The 20,319-nt window shown below is 70.8% G+C and carries 16 protein-coding genes and 2 pseudogenes; 8 read left to right on the top strand and 10 right to left on the bottom strand.

What is annotated here, in order from left to right:
• Window positions 1-12 precede the first annotated feature (12 nt).
• Complete coding sequence (locus H293_RS0145630) at window positions 13-1,563, top strand: MFS transporter (RefSeq protein ID WP_259294716.1); 1,551 nt, start codon at window positions 13-15, stop codon at window positions 1,561-1,563.
• Between the two features lie 19 nt (window positions 1,564-1,582).
• Here the strand turns inward: H293_RS0145630 and H293_RS51795 are convergent, their stop codons facing one another.
• Together H293_RS51795 and H293_RS0145620 are read right to left on the bottom strand one after the other, a co-directional pair.
• The gene (locus tag H293_RS51795) at window positions 1,583-3,793 is read right to left on the bottom strand and encodes an FUSC family protein (protein ID WP_259294713.1); all 2,211 of its coding nucleotides are present in this window, start codon (window positions 3,791-3,793) and stop codon (window positions 1,583-1,585) included.
• Window positions 3,794-3,990: 197 nt separating this feature from the next.
• Window positions 3,991-4,866 carry an NmrA family NAD(P)-binding protein gene (locus H293_RS0145620; RefSeq protein WP_020124438.1) on the bottom strand — a complete coding sequence of 292 codons (876 nt, stop codon included), beginning with the start codon at window positions 4,864-4,866 and terminating at the stop codon, window positions 3,991-3,993.
• Window positions 4,867-4,991: 125 nt separating this feature from the next.
• Between H293_RS0145620 and H293_RS0145615 the strand changes: the two genes are divergently transcribed.
• Together H293_RS0145615 and H293_RS0145610 are read left to right on the top strand one after the other, a co-directional pair.
• Window positions 4,992-5,894, top strand: a complete 903-nt coding sequence (locus tag H293_RS0145615; protein ID WP_020124437.1) for a LysR family transcriptional regulator — start codon at window positions 4,992-4,994, stop codon at window positions 5,892-5,894.
• A 154-nt stretch (window positions 5,895-6,048) separates the two neighbouring features.
• On the top strand, window positions 6,049-6,849 hold the full coding sequence (locus H293_RS0145610) for a hypothetical protein (protein ID WP_158694560.1): 801 nt from the start codon (window positions 6,049-6,051) through the stop codon (window positions 6,847-6,849).
• Window positions 6,850-7,082: 233 nt separating this feature from the next.
• Here the strand turns inward: H293_RS0145610 and H293_RS56370 are convergent.
• The 4 genes and pseudogenes from H293_RS56370 to H293_RS59550 form a co-directional block, all read right to left on the bottom strand.
• A pseudogene (locus H293_RS56370) lies at window positions 7,083-7,403 on the bottom strand (Cmx/CmrA family chloramphenicol efflux MFS transporter); the annotation flags it as partial.
• 642 nt (window positions 7,404-8,045) lie between these two features.
• Complete coding sequence (locus H293_RS0145600) at window positions 8,046-9,710, bottom strand: hypothetical protein (RefSeq protein ID WP_020124435.1); 1,665 nt, start codon at window positions 9,708-9,710, stop codon at window positions 8,046-8,048.
• Window positions 9,711-10,067: 357 nt separating this feature from the next.
• A complete protein-coding gene (locus tag H293_RS0145595; RefSeq protein ID WP_078612903.1) occupies window positions 10,068-12,758 on the bottom strand; it encodes a LuxR family transcriptional regulator in 2,691 nt (896 codons plus the stop codon).
• 139 nt (window positions 12,759-12,897) lie between these two features.
• The gene (locus tag H293_RS59550; protein ID WP_199790276.1) at window positions 12,898-13,092 is read right to left on the bottom strand and encodes a hypothetical protein; all 195 of its coding nucleotides are present in this window, start codon (window positions 13,090-13,092) and stop codon (window positions 12,898-12,900) included.
• A 33-nt stretch (window positions 13,093-13,125) separates the two neighbouring features.
• On the opposite strand from H293_RS59550, the gene H293_RS61030 reads away from it, so the two are divergent.
• From H293_RS61030 to H293_RS0145580, 4 genes are all read left to right on the top strand, one after another.
• On the top strand, window positions 13,126-13,299 hold the full coding sequence (locus H293_RS61030) for a hypothetical protein (RefSeq protein WP_259294712.1): 174 nt from the start codon (window positions 13,126-13,128) through the stop codon (window positions 13,297-13,299).
• On the top strand, window positions 13,296-13,493 hold the full coding sequence (locus H293_RS61025) for an FAD-dependent monooxygenase (RefSeq protein ID WP_020124432.1): 198 nt from the start codon (window positions 13,296-13,298) through the stop codon (window positions 13,491-13,493). Before H293_RS61030 ends, H293_RS61025 begins: the two co-directional genes overlap by 4 nt.
• Window positions 13,441-13,692, top strand: a complete 252-nt coding sequence (locus H293_RS61860; RefSeq protein ID WP_397896407.1) for an aromatic-ring hydroxylase C-terminal domain-containing protein — start codon at window positions 13,441-13,443, stop codon at window positions 13,690-13,692. The genes H293_RS61025 and H293_RS61860 overlap by 53 nt, the downstream gene beginning before the upstream one ends.
• 144 nt (window positions 13,693-13,836) lie before the next feature.
• Window positions 13,837-15,987: an MMPL family transporter gene (locus tag H293_RS0145580; protein ID WP_033416627.1), complete on the top strand. Its 2,151-nt coding sequence runs from the start codon at window positions 13,837-13,839 to the stop codon at window positions 15,985-15,987.
• Between the two features lie 300 nt (window positions 15,988-16,287).
• On the opposite strand, the gene H293_RS0145575 is transcribed toward H293_RS0145580, so the two are convergent.
• The 3 genes and pseudogenes from H293_RS0145575 to H293_RS59545 form a co-directional block, all read right to left on the bottom strand.
• Window positions 16,288-17,739: a HAMP domain-containing sensor histidine kinase gene (locus tag H293_RS0145575; RefSeq protein WP_028808786.1), complete on the bottom strand. Its 1,452-nt coding sequence runs from the start codon at window positions 17,737-17,739 to the stop codon at window positions 16,288-16,290.
• Window positions 17,736-18,428, bottom strand: a complete 693-nt coding sequence (locus H293_RS0145570) for a response regulator transcription factor (RefSeq protein ID WP_020124429.1) — start codon at window positions 18,426-18,428, stop codon at window positions 17,736-17,738. The genes H293_RS0145575 and H293_RS0145570 overlap by 4 nt, the downstream gene beginning before the upstream one ends.
• Window positions 18,429-18,519: 91 nt before the next feature.
• A pseudogene (locus H293_RS59545) lies at window positions 18,520-18,783 on the bottom strand (hypothetical protein); the annotation flags it as partial.
• Here H293_RS59545 and H293_RS56350 point away from each other — a divergent pair.
• Window positions 18,763-19,158 (top strand): isochorismatase family protein, encoded by a 396-nt coding sequence (locus H293_RS56350; RefSeq protein WP_033416633.1) that lies wholly within the window; start codon window positions 18,763-18,765, stop codon window positions 19,156-19,158. The pseudogene H293_RS59545 and the gene H293_RS56350 overlap by 21 nt on opposite strands.
• A 192-nt stretch (window positions 19,159-19,350) precedes the next feature.
• On the opposite strand, the gene H293_RS0145555 is transcribed toward H293_RS56350, so the two are convergent.
• Window positions 19,351-19,632 carry a hypothetical protein gene (locus H293_RS0145555; RefSeq protein WP_158694558.1) on the bottom strand — a complete coding sequence of 94 codons (282 nt, stop codon included), beginning with the start codon at window positions 19,630-19,632 and terminating at the stop codon, window positions 19,351-19,353.
• Between the last annotated feature and the right edge of the window lie 687 nt (window positions 19,633-20,319).

Genomic DNA, 20,319 nt, shown 5'->3' with positions numbered 1-20,319 from the left:
GCTCTCGCGGCCATGATGTTCGCGGTTGCGATGACGTTCATCGATCAGACCATCGTCTCGATCGCCGCCCCGGACATCGTTCGCGAGCTGGACCTCTCAGCGTCCGGCATGCAGTGGGTGATCAACGCATATCTTCTGGCACTGGCCGCCTTCTTCGCCGTCGGCGGCCGCCTCGCCGACCTGTACGGTCCGCGCCGGATCGTGGTCATCGGCGTGCTGGTGTTCGTCGTGTCCTCGGTGATGTGCGGCTGTGTCCCCAAGGGGGAGGCCGCGCAGGGCTGGCTCATCGGGTTCCGTGCTGTCCAAGGGGCCGGGGCGGCGCTGCTGTTCCCCGCCGCGCTCGCCGTGGTCGTGGCGGTGTTCCCGGCCGAGCGGCGCGGCCGTGCCCTCGCGCTGTTCTTCGGGCTGTCCGGCGCACTGACCGCCGTCGGACCGCTGCTGGGCGGCTGGCTGACGGCGGCATGGACGTGGCGTGCGGTGTTCTGGGTCAACGTCCCCGTGGCCGTGGTCGCGCTGATACTCACCGCGATGGCGCACATCGCCGACCGCAGACGGGCGGGCACCCTGGACATCGTGGGAGCCGCTCTCATGGCAGCCGGCATGGGACTGAGTGTTCTCGGGTTCCAGCAGGCCTACTCCTGGGGCTGGGACAGCCCGGCCACCTGGCTTTGCGTCGTGGGCGGCCTGGCGATCCTCGCCGTTTTCGTCCGCTACGAGCGGGGCGTCCAGCATCCTCTGGTCGACCTGCGCGTCTTCCGGGACAGGGGCTTCACCATCGACTCGGTGGTGCTGTTCTTCGCCATGCTCGCGTTCGTTCCGCTGTTCTTCTTCGCGTCCGTGTACGCACAGGTCTCGCTCAGCGCCTCGCCCAACCAGGCAGCGCTGTTCCTGCTGTATGTCTTCGCGGGCTTCGCCATCGCCTCGCAGTGGGGCGGGCGGATCCTCGATCAGCGGGGCGCTCGTCCGGCGCTGAAGGCGGGTGGCGTCTTGGGCTGCGTCGGGTTCGCCCTGTGGGCGGGCAAGCTGACCGACCTGTCCATGCACGACCAGTGGCCGTACGCGGCCCTGGCCGGAGCGGGCATCGGCTTCATTCTGGCTCCCGCCTCCACGGACGCCGTCAACCGTGCGATCGGGCCGTCCTACGGCGAGGTCACCGGCGTCACACAAACGGTGCGGAACTACGCCGCGAGCGTAGGCATGGCCGTCTTCGGCACCATGCTCACCCATGCCACGCGCGCGAAGGTGACGGACACCCTGCGGGCGCGGGGCCTGTCGGCCGAACAGGCCCGGGAAACCGCTCACCGCGTCAGCAGCTCCATCACGGGCAGCGGCGACGCCAACCCGCCTTCGGGCACCGGCGCGACGGCCGACCAGATGCGCGACATCGTCAGCGCGGTGCGCTTGGACTTCGCCGAGGCGAACCAGTGGGTCTTCTACGGCATGGCCATCGCGCTGGGGATTGCGTTCCTGTGCGCGCTGTGGCACCCGGGCGGCACCGAGGCCGCGGCCGGGGCCTCATCCGTCGAGGCGCCGCACCGGCAGGCCCCCACGAAGACCGACTGATCGTCACCAGCCGCCCGTGTCAGGCGGGTTCGCAAGAGCTGCCGCTGCCCCCGGAGCGGGCGACGGCGTGCGAGTCGGCGGCCTCCGGTGAAGCCCCGCGGGAGATCCGTGTCAGATCGGCGGCGAGGGATTCCAGCCACTCGACGACGGCGTAGTACCGGCGGGGCGCGCCCGCCGGCTCGGCGTCGAACTCGGGGTGCACCGGATCGATCCGCGGTACCGGCGTGGGCGGGGTGTCCCCGCCCGGATCCAGGGCCGCGGAGACCAGCAGCATCCGCCCGGCCATGCGTTCGCCGAGCGCCTCCACCATCCGCGATGTCGCGGCGGGCAGCACGGTGACGGGCGGAGTCAGGAGCCGTTCGGAGCCCCACAGGGTGTGGTGGCCGGCGATGAGCGTCGCCTGCCAGTCCACCGACGCCGGGTAACCGCGCCAGGCGCCCGTCAAGGTTGTGGGCTCGCTCTGGAACTGCGCGTAGGCCGACTCGGCGAGGACGAGCGCGTGGTGCAGAGACCGTTGCCCCGGCGCGGCCGTCGGCACGATCGTGGCGGCACCGCCCGCCACCGACGAGGTCGTGGCCACCACGACCTCCGCGGCCGTGCGCATGAGTTCGGCGGCCGCGCGGCGCATCTCGTCATGAGCGCCCCGCGGCCACGCGAGCAGCCCGAACACGGCGCCGATCGTGCTGCCGATCAGCACGTCGAGCATGCGCACCTCCGCGAGCTGCCAGGTGGACGGAGCCAGCTGCGCGAACACCAGGGCCACCAGCACGGTGAACAGCCCTTGGGCCCACCCGACACCCCGCACCGGCCCGACGGTGAAGGCGAGCAGCATCCACAGGGGCAGCAGCACGGCGTAGACGTTGGTGTGGGTGCCCACCAGGGTCAGTGTCGCGGCGGTCAGCAGCGCCCCGGCCAGCGTGCCCGTGAGCGCGAGCCGGATGGTGTGACGGGTCGCCTCCAGGGTGGTCCTGGTGAGACTGAGCGTGGCGAGCATGGCCCAGAAGCCGTGCGGCAGGGTGTCGATTCCCGCGACGAGTCGCGCCGCCGTGAGGGCCAGCGCGATCCGCACCGCGTTCTGGAAGAACACCGACCGGCGTCCGGCATGGCCGCGCAGCCTGTGCCACCACAGCACCGGGGCCGGCACGGTGGCGTACCAGAAGCGTTCCGTCGCCACCTCCACCTCGGCATGCCGTCCGCGTACGGCACGGTCGGCCGCCGCCCCCATGGCCAGCGCGGCGTCCGCGATCTCCAGCACAGCCGCATGCCTGCGCAGCACAGCAGGCGTGAATCCGGCCCGGGGCGCGGCCTCCGAGTCGGACGTCCCCGCGGACAGGGCCGACAGCGTGGCACGTGCCGAGGACAACTCGTCGTACGGCCCCACCGGCGAGGTCCCTGCGCGCAGACACTCCGCCGTCGCCGTCGCGAGGTCCGCCGCCGCCCGCAGCACGGCCGCCACCTCGCGCTCCTGCGCCCGGGACGGAGCCCTCGGCCACGCCAGGCGATTCAGGAGCGTACGGACGGCGAGGCCGGTGTGGGCGAGGGCCCGAACCCGCACACCGGGACCGGCCGGACGCTCCGCCTCGGGCACCATCAGCGACCGCAGCCCCCGGCCGGTCTCTTCCGCCGCGCTGCGGTCCTGGGTCTTGAGGACATACGGCGGCACGGCCAGGGTTCGGGCGCAGTGGGCCGCAGTCCGTGCGGCGCGAGCCGTCCGCTCCCGGTACGGCGTCGGGGAGGGCTCGGGGAAGATCAGCGCCTCGGTGGCGATCAGCAGCACCAGCCCGGTCGTCGTCCCGAGCAGCCGCTCGTCGAGCGAGCCGGGATCGTACGGCGGGAACGACGGCAGGATGTACAGCAGCTGGAGCCCCGGTGCCACGCCCGCCGGGCGCGGTCCGCCCACGGCGGAGAAGGCCAGCGCGAAGCCGACCGCCAGCATCCCGGCGACGGCGCTCCAGGTGCGCACCGAGAGACAGGTGCCGACGACCACCAGGACCCAGCACACCGGAAGCACCCACAGTATGCTGGCCGCGCGCTGCCGCCCGGTCCCCGGGATCCGCGAGAGTCCGCCCAGGGCCACCGCGCCGAACAGCGCGTACGTGGCCGCAACGGGATTGTCCAGCCCGTAGCGGAAGAGGTAGAAGCCGATCGCAGCGGCCAGGGCCACGCGCACGGCCCGCTGGCCGGAAGCGGCGTAAGCCGCCGGGAACAACCCGGCTGGGACACCCCTCACCCCTCCAGGATCACCCCGACACCTCGGGCGCGCGTGCTGGGCCGTCTGCATGGCCGGGATGCGCCCGATGCCGGAGTGCGGGGCAGGTTCCTCGCATGCCGGAGGCTGCTGTACCGGGCACAGGTTCCTCCGGTGCCGGTGCCGGTGCCGGTGCCGGTGCCGGTGTCGGCTGTACCGGGCATTGACGAGCGTGCTGGTCAGGACTGGACGGCCGGCTTCAGGACGTTCTGGCACCACTGGCGGAAGTCGGAGGCGGAGGCCGGGCCGTGGGGTTCGGCGTCGTAGATGCCGTTGTTCTGCGCGTTGACCATGTCGGCCATGTCCTGGGCCAGCGAAGGGCTCGCGCCGTGCTGCACCATTCGGGCCTGGGAGTCCGCGAGCGGCACCTGCTGGTAGCGCACAGGTCGGCCCAGGGTTTCGGAGATGATCTCAGCCATGGCGTCGGGGGACAGGTTGTCGGGGCTTGCCAAGGGAACGCGGGCCTGGCCGTTCCAGGTGGTGTCCAGCAGAAGGGCTGCTGCCGCGGTGGCCACGTCGTGGGTGGCGACGGTCAGCAGGGGCCGGTCGGCGGTGTTCGCCATGGAGAACACGCCCTGCTGGGTGATCGGCTGGGCCTGTCGGAGGATGTTCTCCATGAAGAACGGCAGCGCCAGGGCCCGGTACTGGACGCCGGTGCTCTCGATCAGCTCGTCCATGTCGAGCGCGGCCGACAGAAGTCCCGCCTCACCGCTGTACCCGTGCCCCAGGGAGGTGACGTGCACCATCCGCACGCCTCGGCTCGCGGCTTCCTGGGCTGCGGCCCGAGTGAAGTCCAGGTAGTAGCGCCCGGCGGGGCCGGCGTCCCGGAAGCCGGCCGGGGGTACCAGCCAGAACAGCCGGTCAGCGCCCTCCAGTGCCTTCGCGATCGTGTCCGCGTCGGCGTGTGAGCCCTCCACCACCTCCGCCTGCGCGCGCACGTGCTCCGGGAGGCGGGAGGAGTCGCGGGCGATCACCCGGACGGCCTCACCGCTGACCAGGACGCGGTTCAGGACCTGTCGGCCGATGTCACCGGTCGGCGTAGTAATAACGATCACGAGTGTCTCCATGCAGGGCGGTCGAGGCGAATCCCGGAGGGCGTGCCGGGCGGTCGCTCTCAAGGGAACTCGGCGCAACAGCACAGGTGAAGGACCACTTCGGTCGCTATTGATACCCTGGAGGTATGAATGATCTGGAGGTGCGGCAGCTCCGCTACTTCGTCGCGGTCGCGGAGGAGCTGCACTTCGGCCGCGCCGCCGAGCGACTGGGTATGGCGCAGCCGCCTCTGTCCCGAACGATCCGCGATCTGGAACGACAGCTGGGCGTGACGCTGTTCGAACGGACCACGCGGCAGGTGAAACTTACTGGTGCCGGAGAGGTCCTGCTGCGTGACGCCAGAACCGCTCTGGAGGCGGTCACCGCCGCCGCCCGCCGTGCCCGGCACGCGGGCAGCGCCGCGCCCAGGCTGCGCATCGCCCTCAAGGCCGACATCGACGGCGGCCTGCTGCCGCAGATCCTGGACGCCTACAGCACCGACCCCGCGGCCCTGCCCCCCGACCTGGTCCTCGGAGGGTTCGGCGCTCAACCCCAGGCAGTGCGCGACGGCCTCGCCGACGTCGCGCTCGTGCTCCGCCCCGTGGACGACCGCGGACTGGACAGCGAGCCCCTGCTGACCGAGCAGGTCCTGGTCGCCATGGCCGCCACCGACCCGCTGGCCGCCCGGAACCAGCTGTGTCTGGCGGACCTGGCCGGGCGGAGCCTTCCCAACGGCGCACCGGCCGATGACGGCAGAACCTCGTCACCCCCGCCCGGGGTAACGACACCGGCCTCCAACTTGTCGGAGATCTTCAGCCTCGTCGAGACGGGCAGCATCGTGTTCTTCGCGCCCCTCTCGGTCGCCCGACGCAACCCGCGCCCCGGGGTCGCCTACCGGCCGGTCAGTGACCTGCCGAACTGCACACTGGCCGTCGCGTGGCCCCACGATGCCCGTTCACCGGCCGTCGCCGCCTTTGTACGCGCTGCTGTCGAGGTGGCCCACCACGCACACGCACACGCAGAGACCCACATGCACAGCGGGACCGCCTGAACCTGGCCACGCTTCGGGGCCGGCGACGAGCGGTCAAAAAAGGGAGTATCGCGGACGTAGAACTGCCGTGCTGTTCAGATCACTTACGCATGTCTCCACTGATACCTATATTTGCCCCATGGCCACTCGAAGTACGAACCCGCTGGCGGGAGTTGTGTCGGCGACGGCAGCGGGTGGTCGGCTGGTGTTCGTGCCAAGTCGAATTCGCGAGTTCGGTGTCACGCTCGGCGGGAGCGCCATGGTCCCGCTGTGGGTGGCGACCCCCCTGCTGCTGCCGCTGCTGGTGATCGCCGTGCTCACTGAGTCCGGGGTGCTGCGGGCCATCGTCTGGGTCGGTCTCGGGCTGACAGCCCTGGCCGTGATCGGGCTCGCCCTGGCCTTGATGTTCACGGTGTCGGCCACGATGGTGCGATGGATCGAGTTCCGCCCACAGGGGAATGCACAACAACTTGTGATCGCGCGCGCCCTGCGTTCGTCGACCGTCGCTGCGGCTGATCTGCAACGCATCGTCGTTGTCGAGGGGCTCAGGCTGGGCCGACGAAAGTCCATCCACATGGTCTTGCACACGCGTGACGGGACGGTGCAGTGCGAGCCGGGGTTTCAGGCCCCGATGTCCCAGGTCGACGCGGAGGCACTGCTGGCCTGGTTGACCAGCCAACTCGGTTCGGCCGGTGTAGCGGTGGAGTACCTGGCGAAGGTCGACCGGAACTTCGCATGCCCGGAGGAATGGTGGACGCCATCACACCTGGCTGCCCTGTGGCACGTGCGCGTCGGCGCGGTCGACGAGCTGGCTGTCCGCCACGGCGTCCGCAGCTACCAGTACACGCCCCGGGCCATGGCGCTGCATTCACCGGCCACGACGGTGACGGTCTACGACCCGGATCGGGCGTACGAAGTCGCGGAGGAACTCCGCGGGGAAAACAACACGGCTCCGGAGGCCGACGCTCGTCGATGAGCAGGGTCACCGTGACGGTCTGGCCCTTGCGCAGGAGGCGCGGCTTGCTGCAGTAGTTCGGCATCCGTCCCGCCAGTCCGGAAGCGTCCGCTACCGGGGGGTCGGATCGAGTCATCGGCCCGCTGTCCTGGGCCATCCCGAGGCTCGTCCGTGAGAGGGGGCTGACCATGCGGTTGAGAGTGCTCGGGTCCGTCGAGACAGACGTGAATGGCGTGCGGGTCGGGCTCGGCGGGCCCCGACAGCAGCACGGCCGGCACACGTCCCTTCCTGTCGGGTGACCAGCGGGGCCGCAGCCGTCAGAGCGACGGCAAGGAACCCTGCGTTCGCGAGCGCGGCGACAACCCGAGCAGCGAACAGGATGGGGAGGCTCGTGGTGATGGCGCCCACTACGTGAGCTGCCGCGAAAGCGAGCACGAACCCTAGAAGGCCGGCGCGCCCGGGCCAGTTACGGGCAAGCGCGGCCACAAGATGTCCGGCAGGATGCCGGCGAGCATGAACTCCGACGTGCCCGTGGCGAAGACCGCCATGCCAAGCAGGTAGAGCGGTAGAGGCATCGAGCCGGACGACCCGCTGATCCTCCAGGTCGCCCGCCTGGCCGCCGAGATGGTCGTCTGCCTCGGCTACTGCGAGGACGGCGGCGACGAGCGCTACAACGCTCTGCCCGTACTGCGCGAGGTGTTCGACAGCGCCGCCCGTTTCGCGACCACCCACCAAGAGCTGGCCGCTGAACTCGGCGCCGCGCTCACGGACGACAGCCCCGCGCCGGGCGTGGGGCCGCCGACTCGCCGCCCGCCATACATGGGCCACCGCTGCGGAACGCCACGTGGCGTTTTACCGCTCTCTGCCGAGGGGCCCCGAGAGTCCCGAGCAGGAAATGACCGGGAGTCTGCGCACGCAGCCGCAGCGTTGCCTCGGCATCTGATCGCGAGATGTGCCACCGGCACGCCGCTGACCACGTCACAGCCCGCGGAAGGCGATCAGGTGGACTGACGCCCGGTTCCGGGCCCGGATGGGGACTCCGACACGGTCCAGGCCCTCAAGACCCCACGCACCCAGCAGGAGGAGGAACCACGCGGAATGGGGGAGCGACTGGGTGGAGACGAAATGTCGTCGCCGAGATGAACCGCTGACCCACATCAAGAGGGGTGGTGTGTGGCACAGGCCACGCACCACCCCCTCCCCCCCCGGGTTGTGGTTCAGCTGCGCGTCAGCGTGTAGTCGCCGCCGACGTTGTCGAAGGTGACCACGATGCCGTACTCGCCGGTCCGCGCCGGCGTGAAGGTCACTGAGACCGGCTGCCCACCGGAGTTCGACCCGACAGCGGAAGCCACCGCGGAGTTGCGGTTCTGGACGAACGTCGACGGATTGCCCGGATCATCGCCCATGACGAACAGGCCGGCCACCGAGATCGGGTCCTTCGGGGTCAGCGTGATCGTCACCGGCACACCCGCGGTCAGTGGGGAGTCCTGCACGGCGGCGACCTGCGAGTCGTCGAGGTGGATCGTGGTGGACGACCCCGGCTGCAGGGTGCTGAAGCCCATCACGGACTCGATGGTGTAGGTACCGGGCCCCTTGAACTGGTTCACCCGCGGGTAATAGTCGCCCAACGGCCGCAGATTCGAGTCGATCGCGACGAATTCGACCGCCTGGTCGTTCAGGGTGCTGCTGCCGATATGCAGCGTCTGCGCCCGGTTGTCGTACAGCGCGAGGTCGAAGTCGGTCGGACTCGACGGCCGCAGCGCGACCACGGACCACGACTGGACCGCTGTGTTGAGGCCGAAGTTCTGCGGCGGTGCGGGATGGGTGAACGTGGGGAGGAACTGGCCTCGGCCGTCGACCAGGGGCCTGCGGTACCCGTAGTCGATCGTGTTCTGGTAGAGCGATCCCAGCGCGGCGTCGGACACGTCGAACCCGTCCGTACCGCGACTGCTCCAGAATGATGACAACGTGGTGTTGACGTGATGCGCGAGCGTGAAGAAGACGGCTCCGAAGCCCTCACTGTGCTGGTCCCAGATTTCGGACCGGGCGCCTGGGGGGTCGATGACGTCCCACAATGCGCCGGCGACCCGTTGCTCCGTCACGTCATCATTGCCGACAGCATTGGTCGCCCAGGTCGGAGGCTCGAAGTCGGTCGAGGTTCCGTTGAGGAAGTGAAATTCCGAGGTGTGGTTCATGGCCAGTGAGAAGAAGTCCGCCCATCCCTCGATCCACGCGCATACGGTGGTGCTGGCCTGGGCGGGAGAATGCGGACTGGGACAACCCGCTGTCGAGGGAAACGCGTCGTCGTAGACGTCGTCCATCAGTGCGTGCCCGATCTCATGCATGACCTCCATGGGGGCGTCCGGGGTTCTGGGGAACAGGTGGACCACGTTGGCCACCTGGTCGTAGAAGTCCACCCCGTCGGCTCCGGTGTTCGACCACTCGATCCGCAACTGCCGGCACGTGGCGTCCGTCGGATCCCAGCAGCCGTTCGTGTGCGGAACCCCTACCCAGGCATCGTTGCCGACGTCGAACGCGTGGGCGGCCCGGTTGCCCCTCACGCCGTCGCCGGGAAACTGGCTGCCGAAGTTCACCGTGCTGCCCGCCACCGGGTTGGCGCGGACCGGCGTACTCCAGTTGTAGACGTCCGTGCCGTTCTGCACCCGCCACAGGGCGTTCTCGGCCTTGAACGTGATGTACAGCTGGGTGAACTGCGCGGCCGTGAAACAGATGTCGAAGCGGCCGTTGGAGTCCGTGAGCCCGGCGATCAGGGCTCCGCTCAGCAGATCCCTCACCTGTACCTGGATGTTCATGCCGTTGTGCCGCACACCGGCCTGGTCCGTGTAGCTCCAGTTGCCGATCGCGTGAGTGTCGCAGGCCAACAGCGACGGCGAAGCGCCGGAATTCTGCTTGCGTGCCGGAAGTCCCGGACTCGGCGCAGTGCTCGTCACCTGCCAGGCCGGACGTTTCGCCGCCACGGAAAATGCCGCTACGGCGGCAGATCCGCCGCCCGAGTCCGCCCGTCCGACGCCGACCCCGGGACCCACCAACGCGCACAGCACTGTCAGCACGACCGTGAAGACGGTTCTTCGTGCCGCGACGGATAGTCTCCCGCCGGTATTCATCGAGCTCAGTCTCATGTGGTCACCCCCCGATGACGAGAACTGGGTTGTCGGCAGACAACGTTGCCGACGTGGGAGAACGTAGCCCGCGCATCCGTGGCCGGGGATGAGTAACCGTTACTCAGCCCCTACGAGGGCCTGGCCCAGTTCGTGTCGGGTGGTGACGCCGAGTTTGGCGTAGGCGTGCTGGAGGTGGTTGTCGACGGTGCGCACCGACAGGGCCAGGACCTGGGCGATGTCCTTGCTGGTGCTGCCGGTGGCGGCGAGCAGGGCGATCTCCCGTTCCCGGGCGGTGAGCGCGGCCGTGGCCTGAGCGCTGGTCAGCAACGGTGTGCGGGCGCCTTCGCAGCGGGCCCGGGCCACGGTGGCCCGCTGGGTGGCCGCGGCGGCGCGGCGTGGTCGGCCGGCGCTGCGCCAGGCGGCCGCGGCGGCGGTGGCCGCCTCGGCGTCGAGCAGGTCAGCGCCGACGGCCCGGCAGGCGTCGGCGGCCAGGAGGAGCAGCTCGGGATCGTCTGCGGCCAGCGCCGCCGCCAACTGGGCCCGCGCGGGCGCGAGTTCGCCGTCGCAGTCCATGCCGATCGCGACCAGGCGGTCGGCGACCTCCTTGGCCCCGCCGAGCCGGGCCACGTCGGTCAACAGCAGTGCCTCGCCGGTGACATGACCGCCGGCGCGGGCGGTGGCGGCGGCAGCGGTGAGAACGGACCGGGCCCGCGCCAGCTGCCCGCGGGCAGCCAACAGCCATGCCTCGCCCAGGCGTTCCTCTCCGGGGGACAGCAACCCCGGTTCCACTGGCGGCAGGGCGCGGTGCTCGGCCAGCGTCGCCTCGGCCGCCTCCAGGTCTCCCAGGACGGCCGCGCACGCGGCGAGACCACCGAGCACCAGGCGCAGGGCCATGGCATGGTCGATGCCGCGGGACACGGTGGCGGCCTCGGCCCACCAGCGGCGGGCGGTGGCGGGGTGGCCGGCCAGCCAGTGCGCACGGCCCAGGAGGACGGCCAGCCAGATCCGTACGGGGGAACCGGCGGCGGTGAGTTCGGCGTAGGCACGCTCGCCCTCCCGGCAGGCTTCGGCCGCCGGAAGGCCGGCCTCGGTGAGGGCCAGGACGAGCGGGACGCGCTGGAACGCCGGATGCGAGGCCAAGGCCTGCTCCTGGACCCGGCGGTGCGCGTCGTGGGCGCGCCGCGCCCAGGTCGTGGCCTCGGCGGTCCGGCCCACCAGGGCCAGCGCGGCCGGCTTCATCCAGGCACCGCGCAGCCAGGCGTTGACGTCAGGGGCGTCAGCGACCTCGGTCTCCAGATCCGCCAACAGGGCCAAGCCCTCGACCGGCCGGCCGCCGACGATCCGCAGGAAACCCTCGTTGACCGTGAGCTTGCGGCGATCAACGGGACTGCTGAGCTGTTCGCGGGCGGCGTCGTTGACCGCGAGGGCCTCGGCAACGGGGGCGTTGCTCCACAGCAGGCTCGTCGTCCGCACCAGGGCGACCGCGAGCCTTTCCTGCTCGTCGACGGCAAGAGCGTCAGCCCGGGCGAGCGTCTCCTCGGCCCGGCGCCAGAGGCCCAGCTCGAACAGGGCCTCGCCGAGCCTCAGGTCGGTGGCGGTGGTCCGGTGCTTGGTGGGCAGGGCTTCCAGAAGGGCGACGGTCCGGGGCAAGTCGTGGGCGTGGCGTGCCAGTACGGCGGCCCGGGCGAGGAGGGCCGGGTCGGCGGTGCCGGTGGCGGCCAGCCGCCAGGCGGCGATGTGCAGCAGGTCCGCGCGGCGGCGCGCGCCGAGTGCCTCGACGCGCTCGGCCTGGTCCAGCAGCAGAGCCCGGCGGCGCAAGACCGGCAGACCTGCGCGCAGCACCTCGCCGTACAGGGGATGGGCCAGGGAGACGGCGGTGCGCCGCCGGTCCTGGGTGACCCGTATCAGCCCAGCCTGTTCCAGGGCGGCCGTCACCTGCGGCGAAACGAGCGCTTCGACGCAGGCCAAGGGCAGCGGCTCGCACAACGCCAGCAACTCCAGGACGGGGCGTCCGGCGGGATCGGCGGCGGCCAGCCGTGTCGAGATCATTTCGGTGAGCCGCGCGGTGCCCGGCAGCCGGTTCTCGACCAGATGCCAGATCTCACCGTCCAAGGCCAGGTTTCCGGCGGTCAGGGCGCCGAGGACCAGTTCGCGCAGGTAGAGGACGTTGCCTTCGCTCGCGGCCGACAGCTTGTGCAGGGCACTTCGGGCCATCGGTCTCCCGAGCGCGGCGTGCAGCAGCGCCTCGATCTGCTCCGGTCTCAGCACGGTCAGGTCGACCCGGTACACCGCGTCCCCGCCGCGCAGCGCGGTGACGGCCTCCCCGTAGGGCTCCCCGCTGCGCACGGTGCCGATCAGCAGGAGCGCGCCGGTGTCCATCAACTGACGCAGCAGTACGGCCGACGCGGCGTCCAGCAGATGCATGTCGTCGACCATGAGCACCCACTGCCGCCCCGGCCCGGCGGTCAGCTCCCTGGCGACGGCGGCGAATCCGGCGACCGGATCGGACAGATCCACCCCGGCCGGCAGAAGATGAGCGATCGCCCCCAACGGCACGGCGCCGGCCGCGACACTCGCGGTGGCCCGCCCCACCCGGAAACCCGCCGCCGCGGCCCGCTCCAGGCACTCCTCGGCCAGCCGGGACTTGCCCACGCCGGCCACCCCGCCCACCACGAACCCGCGACACCCCCGGTCGGCCAGCGCCGCGGCGAAGTACTCCAACTCCGGAGCACGCCCCACCAACGGCCAACGCCCCGCCCATTCCCGCACTCCGGCTCCCCCCGTCCCCGGCAGCCCGTCAGATGCCATTCGGCGCCATACCATCAGCTCACGGCCCGCCACTGGGGCTGAGTTTCGGCCATCGTTGAGGTCCGCCCACGGCAGCGTGCCGCCTTCCAAGGCCCTCAGCTCCCTCAGCACGGACAAGCCGACGCGTCCGCGCAAGTCCCTACGAGGTGCAGCGCGCGGCCGTGTCCTCCAGGGGTACGAAGACGGAGGCACGCCTCTCCGAGAAGCCCCGCGGGACGGTCGTATCGGTGCCCCAGACGGCTGTACGGAGCCGGTCGCGGCCGGCGGCGAGGAGGCGCAGGGCGTACGGGCCCGGGGTGTGCAGATGGGCTTTGGTCAGCGGGTCGGGGGCCAACAGTTCGGCGGTGAGGCTGAGTTCGGTGAGGTCATGGCGGCGAGGATGGTACGAAGGGGGCTCGGGCGATACCCCGGCCCGCCGCGGCAGGTCGAGCCGCACACCGTCGAGGAGCTGCAGGACAGCATCCGGCGGGTGAGCGGCACCGATGTCACCGCCGCCGTGATGCCGTTCGGGACCCGCTGGATCGACACCGCGCGCAGGTGACCACGTACCGGACCGGCCGGGTCCTGCCGGCCTGGGACGCGGCCCACGTGGACGCGCCGGTCGGCGGCCAGGGCCTCAACGTCCCTGTTGTCGACGCGGCGAACCTCGGGTGGAGGCTCGCGGCCGTGCTATGCGGCGGGGCTGGCGCGGACATCCGGGAGCGGCCGTCCCCGGCGACGTCGTCACCGCGGTGACCCGGTCTGGTCGGCGGACCTGCCGCCTGAGGGGCGAGGGCTCCTGCTCGACCTCGTCGACCGCGCGGAGGTCCGCGACGCCGCGGCCGCGTGGACCGGACGGGTCAGCAGCGTCACCGCCCGCACGGACCGGGTGGCGTCGACGCGTCGCTCATCCGGCCCGACGGCTGTGTCGCCCGGGCCTTGCCCACCGGGCTGACTTCGACGCCACCACGTTGGTGCGTGCACTGGGCACATGGTTCGGCCAACCGGCCTGACCACCGTATTAACAGTCGTCTCAGGTTCGCTCGTTAGGAAGTCGGCATCCAGACAAGCGATGCAACCCGTATGTAGGAGGCTAGTGATGGCAGTCAACGCAGCGCCGTCCGGGGAAGCGCCGGCGGGCCGGTTGGCAGGCCGGTGGGTGCCCTGGTTGGTGATTGGCTTATGGCTGGTGCTGGCGACGGGCATGGTGCCGCTGAGCGGAAAGCTGAGCTCGGTCACCACCGACAGCCCCGTGGACACCCTGCCGGCCAGTGCCGAGTCCACCAAGGCGGCGGTCCTGGACGACAGTCTCCCGGGCGGGGACAACAACACGTTCGTCTTCGTGTACCACCGCGCCGGCGGCATGACCGACGCCGACCGCGCGACGGTCGAGCGCCACTACAACACCCTTGCCAAGCGGTACCCGCCGAAGGCGACGGCGGCGGCCGGCGAGGACGACGAGGGCTCACCGCTGAGCCCCTCCACCGACCGCAAGGCGATGATGTTCACCCTTGAGGTGAGCACGGCCTACGGCGCACCGGAGGCAATCGTCGGCCCGTTGCGTGACGCCGCGAAGAACCGCCCCTCCGGCCTGGAACTCGACGTGACCGGCCCGGGCGCGATCGACGGCGACATGGACGCCGTCTTCGACGGCATCGACGTGCAGGTCCTCCTCACCACCGTCATCGTCGTCACCCTCCTGCTCATCCTCACCTACCGCAGCCCGGTGTTGTGGATCATCCCGCTGCTGGCCGTTGGCGCGGCCGCACTGACCGCGATGGCGACCGTCTACCTGCTCGTCAAGGGCTTCGGCATCGTGGTCAACGACCAGAACTCGGCGCTGCTGACGATCCTGGTGTTCGGCGTCGGCACGGACTACGCGCTGTTGCTCATCGCTCGATATCGGGAGGCACTGCACCACCATGAGAACGTCCGGGTCGCGATGGTTCACGCGCTACGCGGCGCGGCGCCGGCCATCGTCGCGTCCGCGGCCACCGTGGTCGCCGGCCTGCTCTGCCTGCTCGTCGCGGACCTGAACAGCACCAGCGGGTTGGGCCCGATCGGTGCGGCCGGCATCCTGTGCGCGCTGGTGGCCATGCTGACGCTGTTTCCGGCGGTGCTCGTGGTGCTCGGCAGGCGGATCTTCTGGCCGGCCATCCCGCGGTTCAGCACGGCCGTGGTGGAGAAGCCGGGACTGTGGGGACGGCTCGGCACCGCCATCAGCCGCCGCCGGTGGTTGGCGACGCTCGGCTCGCTCGGAGTCCTCGGCGTGTTCGCCCTCGGGCTGGCGGGCAACACCGGCGCCCTGCGGGAGCAGGACCAGTTCCTGTCCGCGCCGGAGTCGGTCACTGGCTTCGCCGTTCTCCGCCAGCACTTTCCGGAGCTCGGCGGCCAGCCGATGACGGTCTTCACGCGGCCGGCGCACCAGAAGCGGGTGCTCGACATCGTCAAGGACACTCGCGGGGTGGCCCTGGCCGTCCCGGAGCAGACCAGCGGTGGCTGGGCCAACATCTCGGTGTTCCCGAAGGACGCGCCGGACACCGTCGCCGAGTACGACACGATCAAGCGGGTGCGCACCGCCGTGCACGCGGTGCGCGGGGCGGAGGCGATCGTCGGCGGTCCGAGTGCGGAGAACCTCGACACCGAGGTGACCACCGAGCGCGACGAGAAGCTGGTGATCCCGCTGGTGCTCGCCGTGGTCCTGATCGTCCTCGGGCTGCTGTTGCGCGCGATCGTGGCCCCGCTGGTGCTGATGGCCACCGTGATCGTCTCATTCGCCGCAGCCTTCGGCGGCAGCGTGTTCGTCTTCGACACGATCCTCGGGTTCAAGGGGATCGACTCTTCGGTGCCGCTGCTGGCATTCCTGTTCCTGGTGGCGCTCGGCGTCGACTACAACATCTTCCTGGCCAGCCGGGCCCGGGAGGAGACCGTGCGTCTTGGCACCAGAGAGGGCATGCTCAAAGCCCTCTCGGCGACCGGTGGCGTCATCACCTCGGCAGGGTTGGTCCTGGCGGCCACGTTCGCGGTCCTCGCCACACTTCCGCTGGTGATGCTGATCGAGGTCGGGTTCCTGGTCGCCTTCGGCGTGCTGCTCGATGCCCTGCTGGTGCGGTCGGTCCTGGTGCCCGCCCTCACCCTGCTGATCGGCCGGCGGATGTGGTGGCCGAGCCGACTGTCCCGTCCAGCGGCGCAGCTGCCGGGCGGTCAGCAGTCGCTCGCCGACGGCGAGGAGCCCGCGCTGCAACGGTGAGCGCGGCGGCACGGACGAGATCCGGGATGGGCCCCAGGCCCGTCCCGGATCTTTTTCATGGGCCCGACGGTCGCCGCCCTTTGGTCCTACGCCACGCGTCGGGGTTGGGGTCGGCGCACTGCAGTGTTCTGCCCGGTGGTGGGCCGCGCGGGGCCATGCCCGAGGGCCGCCGCCCGTTGGCTCTGCGCTGTGCGGCCCGGGCGGGTCAGTGCACCGAGGTGTTCGGCCCTGACGCTGGGCCGCGCGGGGCCATGCCCGAGGGCCGCCGTCCCTGGTCCTGCGCCGCGCCGCCGGGGCGTGTCAGCGCACCGCGGTGTCATCCCCGGCGGTGAGCCGCGGGATCGGGGCGGGCGGGGCCGCGGCCGGAAGGTCGATCCGAAGCAGCGCGCCACCGCGTGCGGAGCGGGCAACGGTGGCGCGGCCGCCGTGGGCGTCGACGACCCGCTGCACGATCGACAGCCCGAGACCGGATCCCGGCAACGCCCGGGCGCTGTCGGCACGGTAGAACCGGTCGAACACCCGCGGTACGTCGGCGGCGTCGATGCCCGGCCCGGCGTCGTCGACCTCGAGCACCGCCGACGCGCCCTCGGCACGGAGCCGGACCTGGACCGGCTGCTCCGCGGGGGACCACTTGCCGGCGTTGTCGATGAGGTTGAGCACCGCCCGCTCGAGCGCAGCGGGACGCCCGCTCACCCACACGGTGGTCACGTCGAGCGCGACCTCGACGTCGGGCACGCGGGAACGCGCCCGGGTCGCGGCGGCAGCCACCACGTCGGCGAGGTCGAGCACCTCGGTGCTCTCGTCGCTGACGTCACCGCGCGCCAGGTCGGTCAGCTCGGCGACAAGGGTGCTCAACTCGGCCACCTGGGCGCCGAGATCGTTGAGCAGCCGGGTCCGGCTCTCCGCCGGCAGTGCGCTGTCCAGGGTGCCGCGCCGATCGAGCCGGATCAGCAGCTCGACGTTGAGGCGCAGGCTGGTGAGGGGGGTCTTGAGCTCGTGGGCGGCGTCCTCGGCGAGCAGCCGTTGGGCCCGCCGGGAGTCCCGGAGCGCGGCGAGCATGTCGTTGATCGACTGGATCAGCCGCCGGATCTCCCCACCGCCCTCATCCGGGATGTCGGCGTCGAGGTCCCGGGTGTGCGCGACACGCACCGCGGCGGCGGTCAGCCGGTCGATCGGTGCCAGCCCGGTCCGTGCCACGGTCCGCCCGACAAGGGCGCCGCCGGCCACGCAGAGCAGTCCGATCAGCAGCATGCCGAACCCGAACTGGTTGATCGGGCTGTCGTCGGCGACCTGGGCCACCTGGACCGCGCCGTCGCCCGCCCGCAGCGTGTAGATGAGGTAGCCGTCCTCGTCGCTGTCGTTCGACTCCATCAGGTCGGCGGACGCGCCCTGCGCCACGCGCCCGGCGTGCTCGCTGACGGGGGGCAGCGCGGGTTGGCCGGCCGGCGTCCGGGTCGAGCCGTCGGGCAGGATGACCCGCACCAGCCGACCGGATCCGGGATACGGCGGTAGCTGGACCTGCGCCAGACCGGCGCGCTGCGCGTTCGTCGCCAGGACGCGGGAGTCGGCGCGCAGCTGATCCTTGGCGCTGTCCTGCAGCTCCCAGCCCAGTAGTTGGCTGGCCACCTGGAAGGCCACGAACACGCTGACCGCGATGGCCGTCGCCGCGATCACCGTCAGCCTGCTCCGCAGGGACCGCCGGCGCCACCATCGGGTCAGTCGGCGCGGTTCCCGGCCGGCTGGCCTGCTCACGGAGGAGTCTCCCGCAACACGTAACCCAGGCCGCGCAGCGTGTAGATCAATCGCGGCTCACCCTCGGCCTCCATCTTGCGGCGCAGGTAGCTCACGTACACCTGGAGGTTGTTGGCGGTGGCGCTCATGTCGAAGCCCCAGATCGCCTCGAACAGCGCGTCGCGGGTCAGGACCCGGGTCGCGTTGCTCATGAGGACCTGCAGGAGGGAGAACTCGGTCCGGGTCAGGCGCAGCGGCCGATCGCCCCGCCACGCCTCGAACCTGTCGGGATCGAGCCGGACGTCGGCGAACGACAGGATCTGTGACTCCTCGTCGGTCGGTGTGCGCCGGCGCAGCAGGGCCCGCACCCGGGCCAGTAACTCCTCGGTGGCGAACGGCTTGGGCAGGTAGTCGTCGGCGCCCGCGTCCAGTCCCGTGACCCGGTCGGAGACCTGGTCACGGGCGGTCAGCATCAGCACCGGCAGATCCCGGCCCGCGGCCCGCAACCGCCTGCAGGTCTCCAACCCGCCGAGGCGGGGCATCATTACGTCGAGGATCAGCAGATCCAGCGTGTCGCCGTCGGCTCCAACGACCCCGTCGAGCACGGCGAAACCGTTGGCGACGGTGCTGGTGTCGTAACCCTCGACCTGGAGCACCCGCTCCAGCGAGTCACGGATGGCCGCTTCATCATCCGCGATCATGATCCGCACGCCGGGCCGCCCCCTTCCAGTCGATGTTTTGCCGCTCATTGTCTCCGATCAACCTGAGGCCAGGATTAGAACGTCGCTGGGGACCGCGCTCTTACGGATACCCAAGAGGGCGTTTGATCCAGGTGAATTGCCCTTTATCTTCTGGTAAGTTCCTTGCGGCGTGGATGATGGCCTCGGGACTGGCGGGCAGGGTCTCGGAGTCTCGGGTGGGGCGCCCGTGCAGCGTGATCCAACCGATGCTTCGTTTGACCACCCAGCGCCTTTTGGCAACGTGGAGGCCGCGAGCTCCTGGGTTTCAGTTGACGACTTCGACGTCGATTCCGAGGCTGTCGCCGTGCTCGATGACGGCTTTCTCGGAGAGGCTCTCATCGTCGATCTGCAAGCCGCTCTGGTCGAGGGGGCCCACAATGCCGCAGCCTGCCTTGCGCGTGTAGCCTCCCTCGCCGAGCGCGCTCGCGCAGCCGATGTGCCGGTTGTCCATCTACGGCAGGGGGTCGACCTTCCCGGCATTGCGGCCCAACAGCTGGACATCCACCCGGCGGTGGCTGCGCGACCCGGCGACACCGTGGTGGACAAGGACAGTGCCGACTCCTTCCTGGACACACGGCTGGACGCGATCCTGCGCGTGCGGCGCGTGCGGCGCGTGCGGCAGGTGGTCGTGGCCGGCTTCGCCACCGAGTACTGCGTCGATTCCACGAGCCGCAGCGCGCTCTCGCCACAAAGGGGCTGAAGAGCGCCAGGTCAGCAAGGGTGCTCTCCGCACGAGCGGAGGTGAACCGCAGGTGTAGGAGTGGCCCTCGGGCCCGGTGACGCACGCGGCGGCCTGCGGGACGTCCCGTCAGGATGTTTGTACCTCTGCTGGCAGGGTCCAGAGAGTCGAATAGCTGACCGAAGGTGATCTTCTCGTCGTCGTAATCGAAGGTCATGGCTGCGGCGAGGGCCTCCCACCGTGCTGCACTGGGCCCGCAGTGGTGTCCAGCAGGATCTTCAGGGCGGCTTCCGGTTCGGGGCGGGCGAGGACCTCGCCGGCGGGGATCTGGCGCAGGTGCTCCAGGGTTCGGTAGCGGGACTTCACGACAGCGCGGTAGACCTCGGAGCGGGGGAGGGCAGCGGGGGAGTCGAGCCAGCACCGCAGGACGGCCGCGGGATCGGGGCGCTTGCCGAGTTCGTCGTCTATGAGGCCGCACCACACCGTCGTCCTCATCTTCGGGCACCGGGACGGCGGCCTCCGCGGTCAGGAACCAGTCGGGCTCGCCGGCCTTTTCAGCGATCCAGGCCAGTTCGGCCGGGTGCAGCCCGTTAAGGACGTCCGCGATGGCGGCGTGTGGTGTGCGCGGGTTGGCGGCGAGGGTGGCCAGGGCCTGGACCCGACGGTGCTCGTAGTGGCGTTCCAGGAGCCGGGCCGGGCGGCCGTGGTCCGGATCGGCATTGTCGAGGACGCGGATCAAGGTCCGGCTCGGCGTGGGGGAGACGACGGGCGGCTGATCCAGCCGGGCGAGCTGGGCGCAAGCCCCGGCGAGGTGGTGGTGGTTGGCGCTTAGGAGCAATACCAGTGACTTAAGGAATCGGGTCCCAGCTTCTTGGGACTTTGGTCGGTGGGTTGATTGGGGCTGTGCGCCAGTGCGGGGCGATGGCCACGGCCTCGGCAGGGCTCCGGTCGGGCTGGGGAGGGCGCCGGTGTTCGTCGCGTTTGACGCCGAAATTGGACATCTTGCGTTTGATGACACGGGGGTTGAAGCGCCTACGGCGCAGGGGCAGCAGGTGGCGGGCTATCTCCCGCAGGCCCTCGACGAGGGAGGCGGCCAGGTGGTCAGGGGGAAAAGGCCGCCTGCGCGGTGACCTGTCGGCGTGCGAGGCGGATGCTGCGGGTGAAAGAGAGCCGGTCGGCGTC

Source organism: Streptomyces canus 299MFChir4.1 (assembly GCF_000383615.1).
GTDB classification, from domain to species: Bacteria; Actinomycetota; Actinomycetes; order Streptomycetales; family Streptomycetaceae; genus Streptomyces; species Streptomyces canus_C.
The sequence above is the reverse complement of the archived record's forward strand: the minus strand, read 5'-3'. Positions and strand labels throughout refer to the sequence as shown.